Source organism: Sulfitobacter sp. 1A12157 (genome assembly GCF_043557345.1).
Lineage (GTDB): Bacteria > Pseudomonadota > Alphaproteobacteria > Rhodobacterales > Rhodobacteraceae > Sulfitobacter.
This window is the reverse complement of the sequence record NZ_JBIFFV010000005.1, coordinates 103,295-127,067: the sequence shown is the minus strand read 5'-3', so window position 1 is coordinate 127,067 and position 23,773 is coordinate 103,295. Positions and strand designations below refer to the sequence as shown.

Annotated in this window: 23 protein-coding genes; 2 read left to right on the top strand and 21 right to left on the bottom strand. The window is 64.1% G+C overall.

The window, feature by feature from the left end; all coding sequences use genetic code 11:
• Positions 1-29: 29 nt before the first annotated feature.
• From ACGYLC_RS10725 to ACGYLC_RS10660, 14 genes are all read right to left on the bottom strand, one after another.
• A complete protein-coding gene (locus ACGYLC_RS10725) occupies positions 30-896 on the bottom strand; it encodes an outer membrane protein assembly factor BamD (protein ID WP_394422939.1) in 867 nt (288 codons plus the stop codon).
• A gap of 241 nt (positions 897-1,137) precedes the next feature.
• The gene (gene lpxC, locus ACGYLC_RS10720) at positions 1,138-2,061 is read right to left on the bottom strand and encodes a UDP-3-O-acyl-N-acetylglucosamine deacetylase (RefSeq protein WP_394422938.1); all 924 of its coding nucleotides are present in this window, start codon (positions 2,059-2,061) and stop codon (positions 1,138-1,140) included.
• Positions 2,062-2,268: 207 nt separating this feature from the next.
• On the bottom strand, positions 2,269-3,879 hold the full coding sequence (ftsZ, locus tag ACGYLC_RS10715; RefSeq protein WP_394422937.1) for a cell division protein FtsZ: 1,611 nt from the start codon (positions 3,877-3,879) through the stop codon (positions 2,269-2,271).
• A gap of 174 nt (positions 3,880-4,053) precedes the next feature.
• Positions 4,054-5,388: a cell division protein FtsA gene (ftsA, locus tag ACGYLC_RS10710; RefSeq protein ID WP_067263257.1), complete on the bottom strand. Its 1,335-nt coding sequence runs from the start codon at positions 5,386-5,388 to the stop codon at positions 4,054-4,056.
• A 30-nt stretch (positions 5,389-5,418) separates the two neighbouring features.
• On the bottom strand, positions 5,419-6,300 hold the full coding sequence (locus tag ACGYLC_RS10705; RefSeq protein WP_394399917.1) for a cell division protein FtsQ/DivIB: 882 nt from the start codon (positions 6,298-6,300) through the stop codon (positions 5,419-5,421).
• The gene (locus tag ACGYLC_RS10700; RefSeq protein WP_394423027.1) at positions 6,288-7,169 is read right to left on the bottom strand and encodes a D-alanine--D-alanine ligase; all 882 of its coding nucleotides are present in this window, start codon (positions 7,167-7,169) and stop codon (positions 6,288-6,290) included. The genes ACGYLC_RS10705 and ACGYLC_RS10700 overlap by 13 nt, the downstream gene beginning before the upstream one ends.
• 127 nt (positions 7,170-7,296) lie before the next feature.
• A complete protein-coding gene (gene murB / locus ACGYLC_RS10695) occupies positions 7,297-8,244 on the bottom strand; it encodes a UDP-N-acetylmuramate dehydrogenase (RefSeq protein WP_394399919.1) in 948 nt (315 codons plus the stop codon).
• 39 nt (positions 8,245-8,283) lie between these two features.
• Positions 8,284-8,583 carry a hypothetical protein gene (locus ACGYLC_RS10690; protein ID WP_394422936.1) on the bottom strand — a complete coding sequence of 100 codons (300 nt, stop codon included), beginning with the start codon at positions 8,581-8,583 and terminating at the stop codon, positions 8,284-8,286.
• Entirely contained in the window at positions 8,580-8,846 is a 267-nt protein-coding gene (locus tag ACGYLC_RS10685; RefSeq protein WP_394422935.1) for a DUF2484 family protein, read from the bottom strand. Before ACGYLC_RS10685 ends, ACGYLC_RS10690 begins: the two co-directional genes overlap by 4 nt.
• On the bottom strand, positions 8,843-9,094 hold the full coding sequence (locus ACGYLC_RS10680; protein WP_394422934.1) for a DUF2484 family protein: 252 nt from the start codon (positions 9,092-9,094) through the stop codon (positions 8,843-8,845). Before ACGYLC_RS10680 ends, ACGYLC_RS10685 begins: the two co-directional genes overlap by 4 nt.
• Positions 9,091-10,509, bottom strand: a complete 1,419-nt coding sequence (gene murC, locus ACGYLC_RS10675) for a UDP-N-acetylmuramate--L-alanine ligase (RefSeq protein ID WP_394422933.1) — start codon at positions 10,507-10,509, stop codon at positions 9,091-9,093. The genes ACGYLC_RS10680 and murC overlap by 4 nt, the downstream gene beginning before the upstream one ends.
• Complete coding sequence (locus ACGYLC_RS10670) at positions 10,506-11,630, bottom strand: UDP-N-acetylglucosamine--N-acetylmuramyl-(pentapeptide) pyrophosphoryl-undecaprenol N-acetylglucosamine transferase (RefSeq protein ID WP_394422932.1); 1,125 nt, start codon at positions 11,628-11,630, stop codon at positions 10,506-10,508. The genes murC and ACGYLC_RS10670 overlap by 4 nt, the downstream gene beginning before the upstream one ends.
• Positions 11,630-12,796 carry a putative peptidoglycan glycosyltransferase FtsW gene (locus tag ACGYLC_RS10665; protein ID WP_394399931.1) on the bottom strand — a complete coding sequence of 389 codons (1,167 nt, stop codon included), beginning with the start codon at positions 12,794-12,796 and terminating at the stop codon, positions 11,630-11,632. Before ACGYLC_RS10665 ends, ACGYLC_RS10670 begins: the two co-directional genes overlap by 1 nt.
• A 174-nt stretch (positions 12,797-12,970) precedes the next feature.
• Positions 12,971-13,498: a peroxiredoxin-like family protein gene (locus ACGYLC_RS10660; protein WP_394422931.1), complete on the bottom strand. Its 528-nt coding sequence runs from the start codon at positions 13,496-13,498 to the stop codon at positions 12,971-12,973.
• A gap of 111 nt (positions 13,499-13,609) precedes the next feature.
• Between ACGYLC_RS10660 and ACGYLC_RS10655 the strand changes: the two genes are divergently transcribed.
• On the top strand, positions 13,610-14,785 hold the full coding sequence (locus ACGYLC_RS10655; protein WP_394422930.1) for an NAD(P)/FAD-dependent oxidoreductase: 1,176 nt from the start codon (positions 13,610-13,612) through the stop codon (positions 14,783-14,785).
• An 8-nt stretch (positions 14,786-14,793) separates the two neighbouring features.
• On the opposite strand, the gene murD is transcribed toward ACGYLC_RS10655, so the two are convergent.
• Positions 14,794-16,194 carry a UDP-N-acetylmuramoyl-L-alanine--D-glutamate ligase gene (gene murD / locus ACGYLC_RS10650; protein ID WP_394422929.1) on the bottom strand — a complete coding sequence of 467 codons (1,401 nt, stop codon included), beginning with the start codon at positions 16,192-16,194 and terminating at the stop codon, positions 14,794-14,796.
• A 74-nt stretch (positions 16,195-16,268) separates the two neighbouring features.
• Between murD and ACGYLC_RS10645 the strand changes: the two genes are divergently transcribed.
• Positions 16,269-17,195 carry a glutaminase gene (locus ACGYLC_RS10645; protein WP_067261778.1) on the top strand — a complete coding sequence of 309 codons (927 nt, stop codon included), beginning with the start codon at positions 16,269-16,271 and terminating at the stop codon, positions 17,193-17,195.
• A gap of 1 nt (position 17,196) precedes the next feature.
• Here the strand turns inward: ACGYLC_RS10645 and ACGYLC_RS10640 are convergent, their stop codons facing one another.
• The 6 genes from ACGYLC_RS10640 to ACGYLC_RS10615 are packed head-to-tail and all read right to left on the bottom strand — an operon-like array spanning position 17,197 to position 23,771.
• Positions 17,197-17,553, bottom strand: coding sequence for a hypothetical protein (locus tag ACGYLC_RS10640; protein WP_394422928.1), 357 nt, complete (start codon positions 17,551-17,553; stop codon positions 17,197-17,199).
• A 1-nt stretch (position 17,554) separates the two neighbouring features.
• A complete protein-coding gene (gene mraY, locus ACGYLC_RS10635) occupies positions 17,555-18,637 on the bottom strand; it encodes a phospho-N-acetylmuramoyl-pentapeptide-transferase (protein ID WP_394399941.1) in 1,083 nt (360 codons plus the stop codon).
• 39 nt (positions 18,638-18,676) lie between these two features.
• On the bottom strand, positions 18,677-20,110 hold the full coding sequence (gene murF / locus ACGYLC_RS10630) for a UDP-N-acetylmuramoyl-tripeptide--D-alanyl-D-alanine ligase (protein WP_394422927.1): 1,434 nt from the start codon (positions 20,108-20,110) through the stop codon (positions 18,677-18,679).
• A complete protein-coding gene (locus ACGYLC_RS10625) occupies positions 20,107-21,588 on the bottom strand; it encodes a UDP-N-acetylmuramoyl-L-alanyl-D-glutamate--2,6-diaminopimelate ligase (RefSeq protein ID WP_394422926.1) in 1,482 nt (493 codons plus the stop codon). The genes murF and ACGYLC_RS10625 overlap by 4 nt, the downstream gene beginning before the upstream one ends.
• A 12-nt stretch (positions 21,589-21,600) precedes the next feature.
• Positions 21,601-23,388 (bottom strand): peptidoglycan D,D-transpeptidase FtsI family protein, encoded by a 1,788-nt coding sequence (locus ACGYLC_RS10620; protein WP_394399947.1) that lies wholly within the window; start codon positions 23,386-23,388, stop codon positions 21,601-21,603.
• Positions 23,385-23,771 carry a cell division protein FtsL gene (locus ACGYLC_RS10615; RefSeq protein ID WP_394399949.1) on the bottom strand — a complete coding sequence of 129 codons (387 nt, stop codon included), beginning with the start codon at positions 23,769-23,771 and terminating at the stop codon, positions 23,385-23,387. The genes ACGYLC_RS10620 and ACGYLC_RS10615 overlap by 4 nt, the downstream gene beginning before the upstream one ends.
• Positions 23,772-23,773 lie beyond the last annotated feature (2 nt).

The window sequence follows — 23,773 nt, the reverse complement described above, 5'->3', positions numbered from 1 at the left end:
AAACCGTCGGATGGGCGACCCCACCCCCCTTAAAGCCACTCGCCCTTGATGGTCTGGCGATAGGCCGCACCCAGCCAATTGTCTTTGTAGAAGGCAGGCGCAAGGCCGCGCCCGGTCAGCAGTTTGTAGCTGTCCTTATACCAGTCGGAGCCCCGGTAGTTGTGGCCAAGGATGGCCCCCGCCGTCTGCGCCTCATGGTTCAGGCCGAGCGACAGGTAGGCTTCGACCAGACGGTGCAGCGCTTCGGCGGTGTGGGTGGTGGTCTGAAAATCCTCGACCACGACACGGAAGCGATTGATCGCGGCGGTATAGTGATCGCGGCGCAGGTAGTAGCGGCCGATCTCCATCTCCTTGCCCGCCAGATGATCAAAGGCGAGGTCGAATTTCAGGATCGCGGAGCGGGCATATTCACTGTCCGGGTAGCCTTCGATCACGGCGCGCAGGGATTGCAACGCTTGGAAGGTCAGCCCCTGATCGCGGCCCACCTCGTCGATCTGATCGTAATAGCTCAGCGCCAAGAGATACTGCGCATAGGCGGCGTCGTCATCGGCGGGGTAGAAATCAATGAAGCGCTGCGCGGCGGAGCGGCTGTTGGGATAGTCCTGATCTTTGTGATAGGCGAACGCCTGCATGATCAGGGCGCGTTTGGCCCATTCGGAATAGGGATAGAGACGCTCGATTTCAGCAAAATAGAACGCGGCCTCACCGGGGTTGCTGTTGGTTAGCTCATATTCGCCGCGCTCGAAAATCTGCTCGGCCGAATAGGTTTCAAGCGGGATTTCCTGCGGGTTGAAGAAGTTCCCGTCAGAGCGCCCGTCACCACCGCCGCAGGCTGCCAATGTCGCGACCAGAAGCACCGCACTGATCGTCCGCTTGCGCGATCCCGCTACCGTCATGCCCGCACCCCTTGCATCGTCCAACCCATGGTCTTTGACCCTCTTGCGCATGTGACTAGCACAATAAACTGCGTTGCAAAACGCCCATTCCGCCCCCGTCCGCAACCGGCTGCGCGGCGGCGCATCGCTGGGTGAGGCTTGTCACTTCGGCTTAGTGAATACAAGGCATTGGCAGGGCGTTCAATGGCACTTCGCCGCCTAAGCGCCCTGCGCGTCGCGGTGCCGCTGGCCTGCCGCGGGATCAGGCAACCTGCGGGATTTCGTCCCAGATCAGACCAGAGCCGGGCAGCCGCGCCGTTTGCGCCGCATCGCAGGCCACCAGACGCACGGCATCAGGTGTCGCAAAGAGCGCGCGCAGCAGCGTGTTGGTCAGCGAATGACCCGCACGCTTGCCTTCGTAATGGCCCAAGAGCGGCGCCCCTGCCAGTGCCAGATCGCCAAGCGCGTCGAGCATCTTGTGACGCACCGGCTCATCCGCGTGGCGCAGACCGCCGGGGCTGACGACGGCATCGCCGTCGAAAACCACCGCATTCTCACCCGCTTCGCCGCCGAGGGCCAGACCATTGGCCTGCATCGCCTCCACATCCGCCTGACGGCAGAAGGTGCGGCTGTCGCAAAGTTCGCGTGCGAAAGAGCCGTTGTTCATCACCAACGACTTGCGCTGCTGCCCGATGGCGGCATCGGCAAAGTCGATCTCGAAGTCGATGCGCAGCGTATTGGCGGGCGAGATCGTCGCGACCGCGTCGCCATCCTGCACGGTGACGGTTTTCAGCACTTCGAAGGCCATCACGGGGGCGGCAAGCTGCCGCAGGCCGCGCTGCATGATGCCGCGCACGAAAGGCAGCGAGGAGCCATCGAGGATCGGCACTTCGGGGCCGTCGATCTCGATCAAAAGGTTGTGGATGCCACAGCCCGCCACGGCGGCCATCAAATGCTCGACGGTCGAGACCGACAGGCCGGTAGGGTTTTCCAGCTTGGTGCAGAGCGGCGAACGGTTCACCGCGTCCCAACGAGCGGGGATCAGACGGTCACCAACCGCCACATCGCTGCGCGAGAACCAAATGCCGTGATGGGCCGACGCCGGGCGCAGTGTCACCGTCGCAGGCAGACCGGAGTGCAGGCCTGTGCCAGTAAAACTTACCGCTGATTTGATCGTTGTCTGCACCGGGTCATCCTCAAGCTTCGAACATCTTCTTGTGTGTTGAACTCTGGATTAAGGGGCGGGTTCATTTTGCTCAACTCAATCTTTGCAACGGTCTGAAACATGCCCGTAACATTTGGGCGCCCGCGTGCCGACCTTGTTGCAAGCGCTTGTTCCAAAAAGAAAAAGGGCCGCCCCAAGGCAGCCCTTTCGTCATCTATTGTGATCAGTTCAGTTGGCCTGACGGCGCAGGAACGCGGGAATTTCGATGCGCTCTTGATCGGGATCGTTGTTTTCCTGCGGCTGCGGCGCGGCGGCAGAGGCGCGGGTTTGCACCGGCGGCTGCTGACGCGCCGGGCGGGCTTGCGCTTCACCTTCGGCGTGGCCGGTCATCCGGTTGATCAGGGAGTTGATGCCGAAACGGCTCTTGTCGCCCTGTTCACCCTGCTGCTGCTGCGCCTGACGGTGCTGCTCGGGCGCGGCCTTCTGCGCGGCGGCGCGCAGACGGGCCAGCGCTTCGGGGGACGGTGTGCCGGGGGTCGGTGCACGCGGTGCGACGAAGGCTTCGGGCTCAGCTTCGATGTTCTCTTCCTGACGCGGCTCGAATGCGGCGACCTCGGGCTGGTAGGCCGGTGCGGGCAGACCGTCGTCGTCTTCGACAACGTTCTCGTCCTCATACTGATCCTGCTCGCGCTGTGTCGACTGGAGGTCTTGGAACAGGGCGGCCTGCTCGACTTCCTGCGGCGCTTCGGCAGCGATGGAAGCGGCGACGGGCGCCTGCGCGGCAGACACCTGCGCCACATCGTCAACCGATACGTTCTGACGCAAAGGCTGGCTCATGGAGCGGCGCGGGACCGGGATTTCGGTGTTCACATCGGTGGCGTCGATGCCGGTGGCGACAACGCTGACGCGCATCAGGCCGCCAAGGCTTTCGTCCAGCGTGGAGCCAACGATGATGTTCGCCTCGGGGTCCACTTCCTCGCGGATGCGGTTGGCCGCTTCGTCGAGTTCGAACAGGGTAAGGTCCTGACCGCCGGTGATGTTGATGAGCACGCCCTTGGCGCCGCGCAGGCTGATTTCGTCCAGCAGCGGGTTGGCAATGGCTTTCTCGGCGGCTTGGATGGCGCGATCTTCGCCCTCGGCCTCGCCCGTTCCCATCATCGCCTTGCCCATCTCGTCCATCACGGCGCGGACATCGGCGAAGTCGAGGTTGATGAGTCCCGGACGGACCATCAGATCGGTCACGCCCTTCACACCTTGGTACAGCACGTCATCGGCAAGCGAGAAGGCTTCGGTGAAGGTGGTCTTTTCGTTCGCCAGACGGAAGAGGTTCTGGTTGGGAATGATGATCAGCGTGTCGACGACCTTTTGCAGCGTCTCAACGCCGTCTTCGGCCTGACGCATGCGCTTGGCGCCTTCGAATTGGAAGGGCTTGGTCACGACGCCGACAGTCAGCACGCCCAGTTCACGCGCGGCCTGCGCGATGATCGGGGCCGCCCCGGTGCCGGTGCCGCCGCCCATGCCAGCGGTGATAAAACACATATGCGCGCCCGCAAGGTGGTCGACGATCTGCTCGATGCTCTCTTCGGCAGCGGCGGCGCCGACAGAGGCGCGCGCGCCCGCACCCAGACCTTCGGTCACTTTGATGCCCAGTTGCACGCGGTTCTCGGCCTGCGCCTGTTGCAGCGCCTGCGCGTCGGTGTTGGCCACGACGAAATCAACACCGTCAAGTTGCTTTTCGATCATGTTATTGACCGCGTTGCCGCCTGCCCCGCCAACACCGAAGACGGTGATACGGGGTTTCAGATCATCATGTCCTGGCATTGAAAGGTTGAGTGTCATGTGCTGTCCGCCTGTCCAGTTGCCCGCGTCCCGCGGGGGTTTTTTCGACCAAATTTCCACAACCCTATCGGCCTAGGCGGAAAAGGTCACCTAAAAAACATCGTTTTGACGCTAAATATGGGCAGAAACTTGCCAGTTTCCGCCTTATCTCGGGCTTCTCACCCGATATTGGGGTCACCAGTTGTCTCTGAACCATTTCACCGCGCGTTTGAGCGAGCGGGAGGGGTAGCGATCGGCGGGAATGTCGAAATCCCACCATTCGTCCTGCGGATGCGCCGCGAAAAGCGCCAGCCCCACGGCAGAGGCGAAACCCGGCCCGGTCGCGGCCTGCGGCAGCCCATGCACGCGCAGCGGACGCCCCAGACGGACCTGCTGGCCAAGGATTTTGCTGGCCAGCCCATCCAACCCCGGTATCTGACTGCCCGCCCCGGTAAGCACAATCTGTTGGCTTGGCAAGTGGTCGAAACCGGCGGCATCCAGCCGAACGCGGACCTCTTCGAGAATCTCTTCGACGCGCGGGCGCATGATGCCGATCAACTCGGCCCGGCTGGCGGTGCGGCGGTCGTGTTCGTAATCCCCCGTCTCGCCGCCGATCTCGATCATGTCGCGGTCGTCCATGCCGGTGGCATGCACACCGCCGTAGAAGGTCTTGATCCGCTCGGCATTGGCCATCGGCACTTGCAGGCCCATGGAGATGTCGGAGGTGACGTGATCCCCGCCCATCCGCACCGTATCGGCATAGATCATATGTTTCTTGATAAAGATCGACAGGCCGGTGGTGCCACCGCCAAAGTCGATACAGGCGGCACCGAGCTCCTGCTCATCCTCGACCAACGCCGAGATGCCCGAGGCATAGGAGGAGGAGGCGATCCCCGCAAGTTCCAGATCACAGCGCTTGATGCAATGGGCCAGATGCTGCACCGTATCGGCGTCAACGGTCAGCATATGCATGTCCACCGACAGGCTGTTGCCCAACTGGCCGCGCGGGTCGGCCAGACCGGAGCGGTGATCCAGCGCGAAGTTCACCGGCTGAGCGTGCAGCACCTCGCGGCCCTCGCCATATTCCGGCACATCGCAGCCCGCCAGCACCCGCGCCACGTCTTGCTCCGAGACCGATTGCCCCTCAAGCTCGACCGAGGCGTCGAGCCCATAGCTGCGCGGCTCCCCGCCCGAGAAACATGCAATCACGTGATCGACGCGGATGCCGGCCATTTTCTGCGCAGCCTGAAGCGCGGTGCGGATCGCGCGCTCGGTCTCGCCCATGGCGCAAATCTCACCAAAGCGGACCCCGCGCGAGCGGGTGGTCGCCGCCCCGATGACCCGGAACCCAGACTGCCCGGCCAAAGACCCGATGTCGCCGCTGTCGCTATCAAGCCCCGCACCGTCAAAGCGCAGCACCAGACAGGCGATCTTGGAGCTGCCCACATCCAAAATGGCAACCACCCCGCGTTGGATCGCCAATTTGCGCATGTGCCGCATCGAACGCTGACTGTCGTATAGGTCCATCATTTCGTTACTGTCCCGAGTCCAATGGCCATCTTACTGGCCGGAAAGCTGCCTGATGTGCCACCATTCGCGGGTGGCATCTTCGTTCATTCTAAGGGTCGGTCTTGCCGCCAACCGCATGTCCACACGCGCCACGTCCCGCGTAAGAACCTCTTGCGCGCCTTCCAGCGCGATCACCCGTTCCAGCGCTTGCAGCGCGTTTTCTTCGGGCAACATGATCGTTTGATCGCGGTCCAGCACCACGTCCCAGCGGCGCTGACCGACGCGCACCAAACCGCGCAGACGGTCGCCCAAGACATTCGCGGCCCCGATCAGCTTGAGCGCCTCCGGCACCGCTTTGTCGGCCCCTGCCCCGGCGATCAGCGGCAGATTGGCGTGATCGCGCCGCGCTTCGATCCGTGCCACATGGGCACCGGTATTGTCCACCAGCGCCAGCCCCGTTTCACTGCGCCAGACGGCCACGGGCACGCGCGGGGTCACGTCGATTTGCAGCACGCCGCCGGGGCGGATGCGCACATTGGCCTGTTTCACCCCGTCGATATCGGTGATCTTCTCGCGGATCTGCGGCAGGTCGAGATCGAAGGAGGACAGCGGAAATTCCAGCGGCAGCGCGGTGCGGATTTCGGTCGAGAGCATGTCGCTCGCCCCGTCGATGGCCATAAGCTTGACCATGAACTCGGGCCGCTCTTCGATGCTGGCGCGGACATCGGCGATGGCCTGCACCACGGTGCCGCGCCGCTCTTCGTCCGCCATATAGATCGTGCCGGCCAGCAGGCTCAGCGTGAAGGGCAGCCCCACGCGCAGGGCAAAGCGGAACCCCGGTGTCAGCATCAACCGCTGCATCCGCCATGACCACCGCGAGGGGGCGGGATCGGCTTTGCCAGTTTCCGGGCGGCGGCGGATCAGCGATCGCATGAGGCATCCTCCACCATCCAGGCGCAAAGCTCAGGAAAAGAAATGCCGCAGGCGGCGGCCTGCTCGGGCGAGAGCGAAGTGGCGGTCATGCCGGGCTGGGTGTTGGTCTCCAACAGGATCAGCCCCTCGGCCCCCCGCGCCTCGTCCCAGCGGAAATCGGTGCGGCTGATGCCCTTGCAGCCAAGCGCCGCATGGGCGCGGCGGGCATAGTCGAAGCACAGATCGGTGATCTCTTGCGGCAGATCGGCGGGCACCACATGGCGCGAACCGCCGGGCTTGTATTTCGCGTCATAGTCATACCAGCCGGTGGTGATGATATCCGTCACCGCCAACGCCCGGTCGCCCATCACGGTGGTGGTCAGCTCACGCCCCGGCGCGAAAGTCTCGACCATCACCTCGGCGGGCATGTCTTCGGACAGTTGCGGCGGGCCGTTGTTTTCCTCGGCCACGAGGTAGACCCCAACCGAAGAGCCTTCGTTATTGGGCTTCACCACATAGGGCGGCGCCATGACATGGGCGGCCATCACATCGGCCTTGGGCGCGATGACGCTTTCCAACACCGGCAGCCCCGCGTGGCGGAACACATCCTTGGAGCGCTGTTTGTCCATCGCGAGAGCGGAGGCGAGCACGCCGGAATGGGTGTAGGGCAGCTTGAGCCATTCCAGCAGCCCCTGCACGCAGCCATCCTCGCCCCAACGGCCATGCAGGCAATTCAGAACGGCATAGGGGTTGAGATCGGCCAGAACGGCTGGAAGATCGCGGTCGGCTTCGACCTCGATCACATTATATCCGCCATGTTCCCGCAAGGCAGCGGCGCATGCACGCCCACTGGACAGGGACACCTCACGCTCGGCCGAGGGGCCACCCATCAATACCGCCACTGTCGGGGTCTGTCCGCTCGACTTACCCACCAAAGTGCCTCTTCGCCTCGGACCGTTTGCGGCCCCTATCATTGTTTTCTTTGCTTCTGCCGTGGCTTAGCTGCTGCGCCGCGGCTTAGCTTTGCGGCGCCGGATCACCCAATTTTTCACCGACGCGCTTAATTTCCCACTCTAGCCTTATACCGCTTGAAGCGTAAACCTTTTTTCGCACCTCTTCGCCCAATGTCTCAAGATCATGGGCCGTGGCGTCGCCGGTGTTGATCAGAAAGTTCGAGTGTTTCGGGCTCATCTGCGCGCCGCCTACGGTCGCTCCGCGCATCCCGGCATCGTCGATCACTTTCCACGCCTTCAGATCATGCACATCATCCGCCTTCCCGGTCGAGGAGAAGCCCGCCGGATTGCGGAAAGTGGACCCGGCGCTGCGGTCTTTCGTGGGCTGGCTCTCATCCCGTTTGGCAAGTTGCTCCTCCATCCGGGCGTGCAACTCCTCTGGCACGCCTCTGGGCGGCGCAAAGGTCGCCCCGATCAGCACCGCGCCGGGGGACAGGTCGCTTTGCCGGTAGCGGAAATTAAGATCATCTGCCGTGAGGGTCACCACCTCCCCCGCGCGGGTCACGGCCCGGGCCGAGACGAAATGATCCGCCGTGTAGCTGCCATAACAGCCCGCATTCATGCGCAACGCGCCGCCGATGCTGCCGGGAATGGTCCGCAGAAAGGTCAGATCCAGCCCCGCATCCGCCGCCTTGCGCGCCACATGAGCATCGAGCGCCGCCGCCCCCGCGGTCACCTGATCCCCGTCGATCTCGATCCCGTTGAAACCGCGGCCCAGCCGGATCACCACCGCCCGCAGCCCGCCGTCACGCACGATGAGGTTGCTGCCCACGCCCATGGGGAAAACCGTGACCCCCTGCGGCAGGCGGCGCATGAAGAGGCACAGGTCCTCCACATCGGCGGGTTGGAACAGGTAATCCGCAGGGCCGCCGACGCGGAGCCATGTCAGGTCGCTCAGGGCGCGATTTGGGGTCAGCCTGCCGCGCAGGTCGGGGATATTCAGCTTAATCATGGCGCCGGACTTAGCGCATTTGCACGGCAGGGCAAACCATCAAGAAGACGGCGGATCGACACGGCTCTCGCGCCAGCGTTTGGCCACCCGTCCCGCAAGCCAGCCCAGACCAAACCCGCCCACGGCATAGAGCAAGACCGAAAGCTGCGCCAAAAGCGCATGCGGCTCGAACACCCGCGCATCCAGCCCGAAAACCATCCATGTCGCATTGAGCGCAAAGCCGGTCGCCAGCACGAGAAAGAACCACAGCACACGGGCGCGAAAACCGGTCCAGATACAGGCGATCATCCAGACCGCAAAGACCGACAGCAGCGCCGCGAGGGTCGGGGTCAGGGTCATTCCGCCGGGCCTTTGACCCGGCCCGCGCTGCGGCGCAGCCAACGCGCGAGATAAACGACGGGCCAGCGCAGCACCGAACAGCCCCCCGCCAGCACCAGCAGGCCCAGCCACGGGCCGTGCTGCGCGGTAACGAAACCGACGATCGGGATGCCCAGGGCGATCAGCAGATAGGCGCTGCGCCAATGGGAATCTTTGCTCGGCGTCATGGCAAGGATATTGGCAATCACGAACCAGAAACAGGCAAGGATGAGAGACAGGCTCATTTCGGCAGCTCCGGCTTATGGCCCCGCAGCCGCGCCCAAAGATAGCGCAGCGGATTGCGGGACATCGACAGGACCGCCAGCAGCGCCAGAAGCGCATAGGCCCAAGACTGCGTCACACCGATGGCGACGATCAGCACGGGCGCGGCAATCAGCAGGACCGCCCCCGGCAGGTATTGAGAGCGCATTGGCAACATGGCCACGGTCACGGCGGCGAAGACCCAGAGGATCGACAGCCAGACGAGGGTCACGCGGCCGCCCCCTTGGCCGCGCGGAGCGCATCGGGCAGATCATTGGCCCAGCCGCTGATCGTGCCTGCCCCAAGGCAGACCACCATATCGCCCGGACGCGCCTCGCGCCGGACCAGCTGCGTCAGCGCCTCTGCATCCTCGACCGCATAGGCGTGGCGATGGCCGTGCTGGATCAACCCGGTGACCAGACCGTCACGGTCGGCACCGGGGATGGGCTCTTCCCCCGCGGCATAGACATCGGCGATGCCCACCACATCTGCATCGTTGAAACAGGCGCAGAATTCGTCAAAGTGATGGCTCAGGCGCGAGTAGCGGTGCGGCTGGTGCACGGCGATCACGCGCCCCTTGCTGGCCTGCCGGGCAGCTTTCAACACGGCGGCGATCTCGACCGGGTGGTGACCGTAGTCGTCGATGATGGTCACGCCGTCCACCTCGCCCACGCGGGTAAAGCGGCGATTCACCCCGCCGAAGCTGCCCAAAGCGTCGCGGATTTGCTCAAGCTTCATCCCAAGGTGCCGCGCCACGGTCACCGCCGCCAGCGCGTTCGAGACGTTGTGATCGCCGGGCATCGGCAGGGCGCAGTCTTCGATGACCATGTCTTCGGATTGTAGATGCACGTCGAAATGCGCCACCCCGTCTTTGTAGTGCAGCCCCACCGCGCGCACATCGGCCTGCGCATTGAACCCATAGGTCATCACACGGCGGTCCGTGAGTTTGCCCACCAGCGACTGCACCTCCGGGTGATCGGTGCAGCAGACCGCCAGCCCGTAGAAGGGGATGTTCGAGACGAAGTTCAAAAACCCCTGCCGCAGCGTATCGAAGTTGCCCCAATGCTCCATATGCTCGGGGTCGATATTGGTGACGATGGCGATGGTGGCGGGCAAGCGGTTGAAACTGCCGTCGCTCTCATCCGCCTCGACCACCATCCAGTCGCCCTGCCCCATGCGCGCGTTGGAGCCATAGGCGTGGATGATACCGCCGTTGACCACCGTGGGGTCGATGCCTCCGGCGACGAGCAATTCGGCCACCAAGGTGGTGGTCGTCGTCTTGCCATGGGTCCCCGCCACGGCGATGTTGGACTTGAGCCGCATCAGCTCGGCCAGCATCTCGGCCCGGCGGACGACCGGCAGGCCACGGCGGCGCGCTTCGTCCAATTCGGCATTGCCCGGCTTGATCGCCGAAGAGATCACGATCACCGCCGCGCCCTCGATATTCTCGGCCGCCTGCCCTTCGAAAATGCGCCCGCCCAACTCGGCCAGCCGCACGGTGATCTTGGTGGTTTTGAGGTCCGACCCCTGCACCTTGTAGCCGTGGTTCAAGAGCACTTCGGCGATGCCGGACATGCCGATGCCGCCGATGCCGACGAAATGGATCGGGCCGACATCGGTCGGCAGTTTGGTGGCGGCGGCGTTCATTGCGGGTGTTCCTCTTCTGCGGGGGTGAGCGTGCCTTGGGCGGCAAGCTGCTCGACCATATCGGCCAATGTCTCGGCCGCGTCGGGTTTGCCGACCGAAAGCGCGGCGCGCGCCATCTGCATCGCCCCTTCCGGCATCTCAAGCACGGCGAGGATCTGATCGGTCATGATATCTGGGTTGGCTTTGCGTTCGGGCACCATGATCGCGGCCCCGGCTTCGACCAAGCCGCGGGCATTGGCGCTTTGATGATCCCCCGCCGCGGCGGCAAAGGGGATCAGGATCGACGGACGCCCGATCACCGACAGGTCGGCCACGCTGGAGGCACCGGAGCGGCTGATCACCAGCTGCGCCTCGGACATGCGGCGGGGCACATCGTCAAAGAAGGGGCGCACATCGGCGGTGATGCCGGATTCAGCATAGTAGTCCGCCACCCTCTGGCCGTCTTCGTCGCGGGCTTGATGGCTGACACGGATGTTGCGGATCATGTTCATCGGCAGGGCTGCAAGTGCGGGCGGCACCACGTCCGAGAGGATGCGCGCGCCTTGGCTGCCGCCCATCACCAGTATCTCCATCGGGTAGTCGCCCGGCGGGATATAGGCCGATCCGGCACGGTCGAGCACGGCGGCGCGCACCGGATTGCCCACATGCCAGCCCTGCACGCCCTCGGGCAGTTTCGTGGGCCAGATGCCGCAGGCCACGGCGTGGACCCGTTTGGCAAAAATCTCATTCACGCGGCCCAGAATGCCGTTCTGTTCATGGATCATCCGCGGCAGGCGCAGCGCCCAAGCGGCGCCGAGTGCGGGGATCGACGGGTAGCCCCCAAAACCCACCACAGCCGAAGGCCGGTCGCGCAGCATGTTGAGGCCCGAGCGGACCACACCGGCGGCGATGCGGAAGGGCACCAAAGCCTTGGCCACCACCCCGCCTCGGGCAAAGGTGGCGCTGCTGATCTGGCTGATCTCGACCGCTTCGGGAAAGCCGCCGGTATAGCGCGCGCCGCGCGCATCGGTGCTGAGCTTCACCCGCCAGCCGCGTTTCAGCATCACCTCCGCCAGAGCCTGCGCGGGAAACATATGCCCACCGGTCCCCCCGGCGGCGATGATCAGCAGTGGGGCGGCCATCAGCGGCGGCCCCGGCCCAAAATATCGCTGATCTCACCCTGCGGGCGGGTCCGGGTAAAGGCCAACAGCATGCCCACGGCGATGCCACTGGCGATCACCGAAGAGCCGCCGTAGCTCACGAAAGGCAGGGTCATGCCCTTGGCGGGCAAAAGCCGCACTGCCACACCCATGTTGATCATTGCCTGTACTCCGAATGTGCAGGCCAGCCCGGTTCCGGCCAGCCGGATGAAGGGGTCACGCTCGCGCACCAGACGCAGCAGCGACCGGACGACCACGACAGTATATAGGGCAATAATGCAGACGACCATGATCAGGCCATATTCTTCGGCCGCGACGGCGATGATGAAGTCGGTATGCGCGTCAGGCAGCGACCATTTCACCTCGCCCTCGCCGACGCCAACGCCGAAAAGCCCGCCCTCGCGGATGGCGTTTGTGGCATAGCCAAGCTGGGTGGTCGGATCGACATCGACGCTGAGAAAGCCGTCGATCCGCCGGGCGAAATGTTCGGAATTGGAGTAGGCGAAGGTGCCCGCCAGAACGACGAGCCCCGCCATGCCGACCAGCAGCACCATCGGCGCGCCGGCCACGAAATACATCACGCCCCAGCCGAAAAGCACCAGACAGGCCTGCCCGAAGTCGGGCTGCATCGCCAGCATCAACACGATGGAGATACAAAGCGCGAAGGACCAGGTTTTGCCCGGAGGGCCGTTGATCTCGGTCGCGGCGGCCATCATCCATGCGGCGGCGACCATGAAACCGGGCTTCAGGAATTCAGAAGGCTGGAACGAAGCGAAGCCCAGCGAATACCAGCGCGTCGCCCCCTTGCCAAAATCGGTGCCGAAGAATGGCAATAGCGCCAGCGCCACGAAGGCCATCACAAAGCCCAGCACAGCCAGACGCCGCACCAGCACCGGGGACATCATCGAGGTCAGCAGCATCGCGATCAGCGCCAATCCGCCGAAGAATGCCTGCCGCTGCACATAGTGGAAAGCGTCAAAGCCGTTTTTCGCGGCCAAGGGCGGGGAAGCGGCCAGCCCCAAAAGCATGCCGACGGCAAAGAGGATCAACACGCAGGACAAGCCCCAACGGTCGACCGTGCGCCACCATTTTGGAAGGATCGGTTCACCATCCCGCACCGGGACCGCGCCATAGACCATCTCTGTCATGGGTATCTGCCTTAACTGCCTCAACGGCCCCTTTGCGGGGTCTCATCCGGGAAGAATAGCCCGAATTGTCATATGAAGCTAGTGCATTTCACCCCGCTAAGGCGGGCGGGGTCTGCGGGGCTTTGCCAAGCCCCGCTGCCGGGCGATCACCGCGCCCTTTCAGGTCGCACGCAATCAGGCGGCCTTATGGGTGCCGCGCACCGGGTAGCCCTTGTCGCGGATGAATTTGAGGCCGTTCAGCAGACCTTCCAACTCGGGCCGCGCGAAAGGCGCGTTCGAAATGTCGATGATCTGCACCTTGCCGTCACCGTTGATGACGAAGGTCGCTGGTTCGGCAAAGGGCCGGTCGGTCTCCTGCGGGCTGCGCGGGTCAGAGATGTAGAGCCCCAGTTCCGCCATCTGGTCGAGGCTCAGGTCATAGCCGATGGGCAGGGTCAGGCTGTCTTCCTCGGCCATGGCCTTGGCCTTCTCCTCGGGGTCGCCGGAGACGGCGATCACGTCGACGCCGATCTCATGGAACTGGCATTGCAGCTTTTCCAATTGCGCGAGGTATTTTTTGCAGATCGGGCAGTGCAGGCCGCGGTAGACCACCACCAATTGCCAATCCCGCCCCTCTTGCGGCTGGCCCAAGGTCAGCGTGCCGCCGCCGAGCTTGGCCACGTCCATCTTCGGAAAATCCTGTTCTGCGGTCAGTTTGGTCATTCTCTGCTCCTTTCGTCAGTTGCGTTGCACCCCAGCTATGGCGCCTTGGCAAAGCGGCAACCGGTCTCACGTCTTCTTGACCGGGGCCGCGCATTGAGGCAGAGCGCGCCCATGCAAGTCGATACAGCCATTATCGGAGCCGGTGCCGCGGGCATGATGTGCGCCGCCCATGCGGGCGGGCGGGTGCTGGTGGTGGACCATGCCAAAGCCCCGGGCGAGAAAATCCGCATCTCGGGCGGCGGGCGCTGCAACTTCACCAATATGTATTGTGAGCCGCAAGCTTTCCTCAGCCAAAACCCACATTTCGCCAAATCCGCTTTGGCCCGCTACACGCAGTGGGATTTCATCGAGTTGGTCGACCGTCACGGCATCGCTTGGCATGAGAAAACCCTCGGCCAGCTTTTCTGCGACACCAGCGCGAAAGAGATCATCGCAATGCTGCGCCGGTTGATGCAGGACGCCGGGGTCGATCTACAACTGAAAAGCAGCGCCAGCAATTTCGCGAAGGTCGATGGGCAGTTCAGCTTCGACCTGCAAACCCCTGATAGGTCGGTGAAAGTCACGGCCCGCAACCTCGTGATCGCCACCGGGGGCAAGTCGATACCCAAGATGGGCGCGACCGGGATCGCCTATGAGATCGCGCGCCAATTCGGGCTGAGCGTCACCGATACGCGGGCCGGGCTGGTGCCCTTTACTTTTGCCGAAAGCCGCTTTGCCCCTCTGGCTGGGGTGGCCACCCCGGCGCGGGTCACGGCCGGAGAGATCGCGTTTAACGAAGCACTGCTCTTTACCCATCGCGGCCTCTCTGGCCCTGCCGTCTTGCAGGCGTCCTCCTACTGGCGCGAGGGGGAGCCGATCACCGTGAACCTCGCCCCCGAAGGCACCCTTCTGGACGCGCTTCGCGACCAGCGGCAACGCGCGGGGCGGCGGAACTTCACCACCGTTCTCGCGCAGCACCTGCCCGCGCGGCTGGTGGAGCATTTGGGGCAGGCGTTCGACCTGTCGGGCAATCTGGCAGATTGGTCCGACGCGCGGCTTTCCGCATTCATTCAAGGGATCGAGAACTGGCAGCTTCACCCCGGCGGCACCGAAGGCTATCGCACGGCAGAGGTCACTTTGGGCGGGGTCGATACCGAGGGCCTATCCTCCAAGACCATGGCCGCGAAAAAGGTGCCGGGGCTTTATTTCATCGGCGAGGCCGTGGATGTGACCGGTTGGCTCGGCGGCTATAACTTTCAGTGGGCGTGGTCTTCGGGCATGGCGGCGGCACGGGCGATTGCGGGCTAGGCACCGCCCTACTCCGCCAGCACCTTCTGCACCTGCGCCACGAAATCCTCGCCGCGGCGCTCGAAACTGTCGTATTGATCGAAACTCGCCGCCGCCGGGGCCAGCAGGACGACATCGCCCTCTTCTGCCTCTGCCGCCGCCCGCGCCACGGCCTGCTCCATCGTGCCGCAGACTTCGGTCTCTGCCGTGAGTTGCATGGCGAAATGCGCCGCTTCGCGCCCGATCACATAGGCTTTGCGGACCGATCCTTGCGCCTCTGCCAGCCCCTTCAGGCCGCCCTCTTTCTCAAGCCCGCCGCAGATCCAGCGGATATTCTTGAACGCCGCCAGCGCCTTGGCCGCGCTGTCGACATTGGTGGCCTTGCTGTCATTGACATAGCGCACGCCATGCGCCTCGGCCACAGTCTGGCTGCGATGGGGCAGACCGCCGAAACTGTGGAACGCCGCCTCGATCACCCGTGGGGCGAGGCCGAGTGCCCGGCAGGCGGCATAGGCGGCGCAGGCGTTCTGGTGGTTATGCGCGCCCGGCAGCCCTTGAATGCCGCGCAGGTCGATCGCGCCGACCTGTTTGCCGCGCCGATATTCGCTCAAGAACCCTTTGCGGGCAAAGACATGCCAGCCGGGGCCGGTGAGCTTGCTCTCGGCGCTGATGCGGATCACACGGTCGTCGCTCGGCCCCTCGCTGAGTTGCCCGGCAAGGAAGCGGCCCTCGGCCTCATCCACGCCGATCACCGCGCGGTCCGGCCCGCCCTCGGCAAAGAGGCGGCGCTTCGCGGCATAGTAGCCTCCCATCCCCGCATGGCGGTCCAGATGGTCGGGGCTGAGATTGGTGAAGACCGCCACATCCGGCGTCAGCGCGCGCGCCAGTTCGGTCTGGTAGCTGCTAAGCTCCAGCACCACGACCTCCCCGTCCACGGCGGGATCAAGGTCAAGCACCCCGCGCCCGATGTTGCCCGCCAATTGGCAAGGCCGCCCGACATGCTCAAGGATGTGGTGAATCAGCGCCGACGTGGTCGATTTCCCATTCGACCCGGTCACCGCCACCACCCGCGGGGCCACGTCGTAGTGATCCCATGCCAGCGTGGCGAAGCTTTGGAAAAAGAGGCCGATGTCATTGTCCACCGGCACCCCTGCGGAAAGCGCCGCCGCCACCACCGGGTTCGGCGCGGGGTAGAGATGCGGGATGCCGGGGCTGACGATCAGCCGGGCGATCTTGTCCAAGGCACCGGGGGCGTTGAGATCGACACAGGCGAAGCCTTCCCGCTCGGCCCGCGCCCGTGCGGCGGGGTTGTCGTCCCAGCAGCTGACCTTGGCCCCGCCCGCTTGCAACGCGCGCGCCGCACTCAGGCCCGAGCGGCCCAATCCCAGCACCGCCACGCGTGCGCCTTCCAAGCCCTGTACTGGAATCATCTGCAATCCCCTGCTACCCGTTGACCCCAGAATGGGGGCATGATGCGCCCATCACAAGCCAGAGGCCGCCGAAGATGTCCAGCCCCGCCAAACCTGACCTTGACGATGTGTTGCCGCGCCTCAATGCCATGATGCGCGAGGATGACCACTGGGGTGACGTGGCGGCCTATATCCCGCAACTGGCCAAGGTGGACCCGGCGCAATTCGGCATCGCCGTGGTGACGGCGGATGGCAAATGTCATGTGGCGGGCGATACGCAGGTGCCCTTTTCGGTCCAGTCCATCACCAAGGTCTTCACATTGGCCATCGCCCTTGGCCGCTCGGGTGACCAACTGTGGCACCGCGTGGGGCGGGAGCCTTCGGGCCGGGCCTTCAACTCCATCGTGCAGTTGGAGCAGGAACAGGGCCGCCCGCGCAATCCCTTCATCAACGCGGGTGCGATTGTCACCACGGATGAAGTCTTGGGCAACCGCGAGCCGCGCGAGGCGCTGGCCGAGATCCTGCGCTTCGTGCGCGAAGCGGCGGGGACGGACGACATCCACATCAATGACACTGTCGCCGCGTCAGAGACCGATTTCGGCCACCGCAACTTTGCGCTGGCGCATTTTCTGGCGAGCTACGGGAACCTCATCAACGCGCCGGAACGGACGCTTGGCACCTATTTTCACCACTGCGCGATGGAGATGACGGTGGAGCAGCTTGCCATGGCGGGCCGTTTCTTGATCGAAGCCCCCGATGTGCCGCGACTGGTGGCCCCCAGCCGCATCCGACGGCTCAACGCGCTGATGCTGACCTGCGGGCATTACGATGGCTCAGGCGATTTCGCCTATCGCGTGGGCCTGCCGGGCAAATCCGGTGTGGGCGGCGGCATTCTCGCCATCGTGCCGGGGCGGGCCAGCATCGCGGTATGGTCCCCGGGGCTCAACCGCTATGGCAACAGCCAAAAGGGCACCGAAGCACTGGCCCTTTTGGCGCGTCATATGGATTGGTCGATCTTCTAGATTACTTTGCGACTAAGCCGTTCAGTACGCTGATTACTGTAAAAGTGCTTGCAAGAGATGCAACAACAACCGCGCCCTCCATGCTGTATTTAACTATCGCGTTTCTCTCGGTATCCTGATGAATGTGACTAACTGCTGAAGTAACCGTTCCCAAAAAATGCCAAAGACTAAAGAAACCAAGCGCGGAAATACCGAACCAGCCCAATACATATGAGGTAGGGTCAATATCCCAGCCATTCGTTGCTGTGTGTGCGTGTGCGGCCAAAACTGTAGTTGCAGCAAGCGCGTTCGACTTAAGAATGGAGTCAGCAAAAAAATCGACTACTTCAGTCAAAGTAGTTTTGTCGGGGTCTTTCAATTTAGCGCACCTTCAGCGTCGCCAGCCCCAGCAAGGCAAGGATCAGCGAGATGATCCAGAAGCGGATCACGATCTGGGGCTCGGCCCAGCCCTTTTTCTCGTAGTGGTGGTGGATCGGCGCCATCAGGAAGACCCGCTTGCCGGTGCGTTTGAAGTAGAGCACCTGTACGATGACCGAGAGCGCCTCCACCACGAAGAGCCCGCCGACCACCGCCAGCACCAATTCGTGCTTGGTGGCCACTGCGATGGCGCCCAACGCCCCGCCAAGCGCCAGCGAGCCGGTATCGCCCATGAAGACGGCAGCGGGCGGCGCGTTGTACCACAGGAACCCGAGGCCGCCACCGAAGAGACCGGCGGTGAAGATCAGGATCTCGCCCGTGCCCGGAACGTAATGCACGTCGAGATATTCGGTGAAGTCGACGCGGCCCACGGCGTAAGCGATGACGCCAAGCGCACCGGCGGCGATCATCACCGGCATGATGGCGAGGCCATCGAGCCCGTCAGTCAGGTTCACCGCATTGGCCGAGCCGACGATCACGATGATGGCGAAGGGCACGAAGAGCACCCCGAGGTTGATCAGCGTGTCTTTGAACACCGGCAGCGCCAGTTGGTACTGCAACTCTGCCGGATGGTATTGCGCTGCCCAAAAGCCCGCGATGCCCGCAATCAGAAAGCCCAGCAAAAGCCGCAGCTTACCCGGCACGCCATCGGTGTTTTGCTTGCTGACCTTGGCGTGGTCGTCGGCATAGCCGATGGCGGCGAAACTCATGGTGACGAATAGCACCAGCCAGACGAAAGGATTATCGAGCCGCGCCCAAAGCAGGGTCGAGGTCAGCAAAGCCCCCACGATCAGCAGCCCGCCCATGGTGGGTGTGCCCGCCTTGGCGAAATGCCCCTCTGGGCCGTCATCGCGGATCGGCTGGCCCTTGCCCTGCCGCTTGCGTAGCACTTCGATCAGCGGTTTGCCGAAGATAAAGCCGAACACCAATGCCGTCAGAAATGCCCCGCCCGCGCGGAAGGTGATATAGCGAAACAGGTTAAAGAAATCGCCGCCATCCGACAGCAGCGTCAACCAATAGAGCATATATCGCGTCCTAACTCATCATGTGGGGTGAATCGCCGATCAGGCGGTCGGGACCGGATGGCCCATTTTGCGGATGGCGTCAACAATACCGCCCAGCTTCATCGAAAGCGACCCTTTGATCAGCACGACATCGCCGGAATCGAGCCTTGCGCGGAGTCCTTGCAACATCTCTTCGGCGGTTTCCGTCCAATCGCCGCGCTGATGTTCGGGCAGATTGTCGTAAAAGGCTTTCATCAGCGGGCCGACGCAATGCACCACGTCGAGCGCGCGGGTGGCATCGAGTTCGGCGAGACCCGCGTGCAGCGCCACGGCCTCGGGGCCGAGTTCTTTCATATCGCCGACAAAGGCGATCCGCCGCCCTTTGCTGACGCGCCCGATGTCATGGGTCACTTCCGAGGCGGCCAATACCTCAAGCGCCGCGGCCATGGAGGTTGGGTTCGCGTTATAGCTGTCGTCGATCAATTCCAACGCCAGGTAGGTGTCCACGGGATCGAGCTGGATACGCTCGCGCACCCCGCGCCCGGCATAGGGCGACCAGCGGCCCAGCGATTGCACGGCCAGCGCCCGATCCGCGCCAAGCGCCTCGGCCACAGCCAGCGCGCCAAGCGCGTTCATCGCGAAATGCCGCCCCGGCGTGGCGATCTTGAAGATCAGCGGCGCGCCTTCGACCTCGGCCTGAGCGACGGTGGCATCGCCCTGAACCTTGACCTCGCCCAGCTTGTAGTGATGGCCCGCTCGACCAAAGGTCGTCTCGCGCAGGCCGCGCTCCAGCGCTTTATCCAAGACAATATCACTGTGCTCGTGGTCGGCGTTGATCACCGCCACGCCGCCCGGCTCCATCCCGTCGAAGATGCTGGCCTTTTCCACTGCGATGGCGGCGACATCCTTGAACGCTTCGAGGTGGACGGCGGCGACATTCGTGACCATCGCGGCGTCGGGGCGCGCCTGTCGGGCAAGGGGGGCAATCTCTCCGGGGTGGTTCATGCCGATCTCGATCACCGCGTAATCGGTATCGCGCGGCATCCGTGCTAGTGTCAGCGGCACGCCCCAATGGTTGTTGTAGCTGTCGACGCTGGCATGGGCCTTTCCCTGATCGCCAAAGATCGCCAGCAGCATTTCCTTGGTCGAGGTCTTGCCGACGCTGCCGGTCACCGCTGCCACCTTGGCCTGCGGGCCAAGCCGCGCGCGCCCTGCCCGGCCAAGCGCTTCGAGCGCCTGCTGCACGTCCTTTACGATCAGCAGCGGCGCATCCTTGGCCACGCCCTCGGGGATATGGGTCACGAGCGCAGCAGCGGCCCTTTTGTCGAGCGCTTGCGCCACGAATTCATGCCCGTCCCGCGCGGCCTTGAGTGCGACGAAGAGATCACCGGGCTGCAGGGTCCGCGTGTCGATCGAGATACCATCGCAAGCCCAATCGCCCTGCGCGCGGCCCCCCGTGGCCTCTGCCGCTTCGCTCGCTGTCCAAAGGCTCATGCCAGTCTCCCGTCCAGTGCCGCCACGGCCACGCTGGCCTGTTCCACATCGTCGAAAGGCAGCACGTCCTCGCCTACGGTCTGCCCGGTCTCATGCCCCTTGCCCGCGATCAGCAGCGCGTCGCCCGGCTCCAGCGCATCCACCCCACGCAGGATGGCTTCGGCCCGGTCGCCGACTTCCCAAGCCTCGGGCGCGCCGCCCAGCACGGCGGCCCGGATGCTCGCGGGGTCTTCGCTGCGCGGGTTGTCGTCGGTCACGATGACCATATCCGCATTCTCTGCCGCCGCCTGCCCCATCAAGGGCCGTTTGGCGCGGTCCCGATCACCGCCCGCGCCAACGATGGTGACGAGCCGCCCCATGACATGCGGGCGCATGGCGGCGAGGGCCGTGGCCACCGCATCGGGCGTATGGGCGTAATCGACGAAAACCGCCGCGCCATTGTCGCGGGTGGCGGCAAGCTGCATCCGGCCCCGCACAGTGGTGAGATGCGGCAGCGTGTCAAAAACCTCCTGCGGGTCGGCGCCGCAGGCGATGACCAGCCCTGCGGCCAGCAAGACGTTATCGCCCTGAAAACCGCCGATCAGGTTGAGCCGCTTTTGATAGGTCTTACCGCGCCAGCTAAAGCGCAGGTCTTGGCCCGTGGCATCGAACCGCTGGCCTTGCAGATGCAGATCGCCCCCGTCGCGGCCCACTGTGATCACTTCACAGCCCCGCGCGCGGGCGATGGCCGCGATGTCGACGCCTTTTTCATCGTCGATATTGACCACCGCCGTGCCGTCTTCGGGCAGGACACGGGCGAAAAGCGCGGCTTTGGCGGCGAAATAGGCCTCGAATGTCTCGTGATAGTCCAGATGGTCTTGGGTGAAGTTGGTAAAGCCCGCCGCCTTGAGCGTCACCCCATCCAGTCGCCGCTGGTCGAGCCCGTGGCTCGACGCTTCCATCGCGGCATGGGTGATGCCATTCGCCGCCGCTTCGGCCAGCGTGCGGTGCAGCGTGATCGGCTCGGGCGTGGTATGGGCCAAGGGGGCGGCCCATGCGCCCTCCACCCCGGTGGTGCCGAGGTTCACGGCAGGCAATCCCATCTCTACCCAAATCTGACGCACGAAGGTCGAGACGGAAGTTTTGCCATTGGTGCCCGTGACCGCGATCATCGTGGCGGGCTGGCCGCCGAACCATAGCGCCGCCGTGCGCGCCAGCGCCTCGCGTGGGAGGTCAGAGACCACCAGCGCGGCATCCGAGCCCGCCAGTTCCTCGGCGGCGAGTTTGGCGCCCGCCGCATCGGTCAGCACCGCCGCCGCGCCCATGCGCAGGGCGTATTGAATGAATGCCGCCCCATGCACGCGGCTGCCGGGCAGAGCCGCAAAGAGCGTGCCCTCGCGCACCTCGCGGCTGTCGACCGCGATGCCGGTGATCATGGGGTTGGCCCCCGCCCGCGCGGTCAGCCCGAGAGAGGAAAGGGGTACGGCCCGGTCGGTCATAGGAATGTCTTTTCAGTTGCTGCTGGTCAGCGTTAGCACAGCGTCGTTCATCGGTTCAACAGCGGGGCGCAGCCCCAGCAGAGGCGCGATGCGGCGCACCATCTCGGCGGCCACGGGCACGGCGGTCCACCCGGCCGTGCGGCGCGGTTTCGGGCCCGAGGTCTCGACCGGTTCGTCCAGCGTGACGATCAGCACATATTTCGGATCGTTGATTGGGAAGATACTGGCAAAAGTGTTGATCACCTTATCGTCGTAATAGCCGCCCGTGGGCTTGGGCTTGTCGGCGGTGCCGGTCTTGCCCGCGATCTGATAGCCCGGCACCTCGGCAAAGCTGGCCGTGCCATCGGTCACCACCTTGCGCAGCATCATCCGCGCCTGCGCGGCGGTCTCTTCGGACATGACCCGGGCGCCGAGTTGCGGGGCGGATTGCTTCAGCAGCGTGGGCTTTACCGCGCGCCCGCCATTGGCGATGGCGGCATAGCCCGCGGCAAGGTGCATCGGCGTGCTGGATAGCCCGTGGCCGTAGGAGATCGTCACGCTCGACAATTCGGTCCAACGGCTTGGCAAGAGCGGCTTGCCGCCCGAGGCTTCGACGATCTCAAAGGGGGTGGGCTCAAAGAAACCGAGGCTTTTCAGGAACTCCTGCTGCCGTTCGATACCGATTTCCAGCGCCATGCGGCCCGTGCCCCGGTTCGAGGAATGCACGATGATGTCGGCAACGCTCAGCTTGCCGTAGTTCTTGTTGCGGAATTCACCGATGCGGAAGCCGCCAACCTTCATCGGGCCGGAGGTGTCGATGATCGTGTCGGCGTTGAACAACCCCAGTTCCACCGCCTGTGCAGCGGCGAAAATCTTGAAAGTCGAGCCCAGTTCATAGACCCCCTGCACCGCACGGTTGAACAGCGGGCTGTCGGAGGCATCGCCTTGGGTCAAGGGCCGGGGCCGGTTGTTGGGGTCGAAGTCCGGCAGGGAGGCGACCGAGATCACCTCGCCCGTGTGCACGTCCATCAGAATGCTTGTGGCGCCCTTGGCGTTCATCAGCTTCATGCCGCCATAAAGCACCCGCTCCGCCGCGGCCTGCACGGTAAGGTCGAGCGACAGTTCCAAGGGTTTGTTGCCATTGGCCGGGTCGCGCAGGTAGTCGTCGAAATATTTCTCGGCCCCTGCCACGCCGATCACCTCGGCGGCATGGACACCTTCCTTGCCATAGCTCGCCCCGCCCAGCACATGGGCCGCAAGCGCGCCATTGGGGTAAAGACGCATGTCGCGCGGCGCGAACAAAAGCCCCGGATCGCCAATGTCATGCACCGCCTGCATCTGTTCGGGGCTTATTTTCTTCTTGATCCACAGGAACTTGCGCTTGCCTGTGAAATCCTTGATCAGACGCTCTTCTTTCAGGTCAGGAAAGATTTTGACCAGCTTTTTCGCGGCCATCTCAGGGTCGATCATGTGCCGCGGCTGCGCATAGAGCGCGTGGGTCTCGAAATTGGTGGCCAGCAGGTTGCCGTTCCGGTCCGTGATATCCGCACGCGAGGCCGAGATCACGGCCCCCGGCGCATGGCCGCGCGGCTCGGAAGGCTCGGACATCGCCAGCAGCCCCATCCGCCCGCCAATCACGGTGAAGGCACAGAGAAAGCAAACCCCCAGCACCAGAAGCCGCCCCTCGGCGCGCATCCGCGCCTTGTCGCGCATCTGCTCGTGGCGGATGCGCTTGTTCTCACGTTCGATCGCGTCGGGGTTCTCCCCTTTCTCGCGGGCGTCGAGGATACGGGCCAGCGGGCGCAGCGGGGTGCGGATCATTCGAAGTCCTCCTCGGACTCATCCGCGCCGGTGAGCGCGTCGTAATTCATCGTCGAGACTTCCACAGGATCGGTGATCGGCAGCAGCTCGGAGGGCGGCTGCGGATAGGCGACCTGATCGACCTGACCGAACTGGCCGGGATGCAGGGGCAGCAGGCCCAGACGGTCAAAGTTCAGATCGGCCAGATCGCGCAGCCGGTCCGGGCGGTTCTGGAAGGCCCATTCGGCGCGCAGCACAGCCAGACGGGCATGGGTGGCGCGGATATTGGCATGCAGCCTGTCGGCATCGCTCAGTGCCTGCTGGGTCGCGTAATTCTCGCGGTAGGCCCAGAAGGCCAATCCAACCACGGCAATGGTGGTGAGGATATACATCACCGTGCGCATCA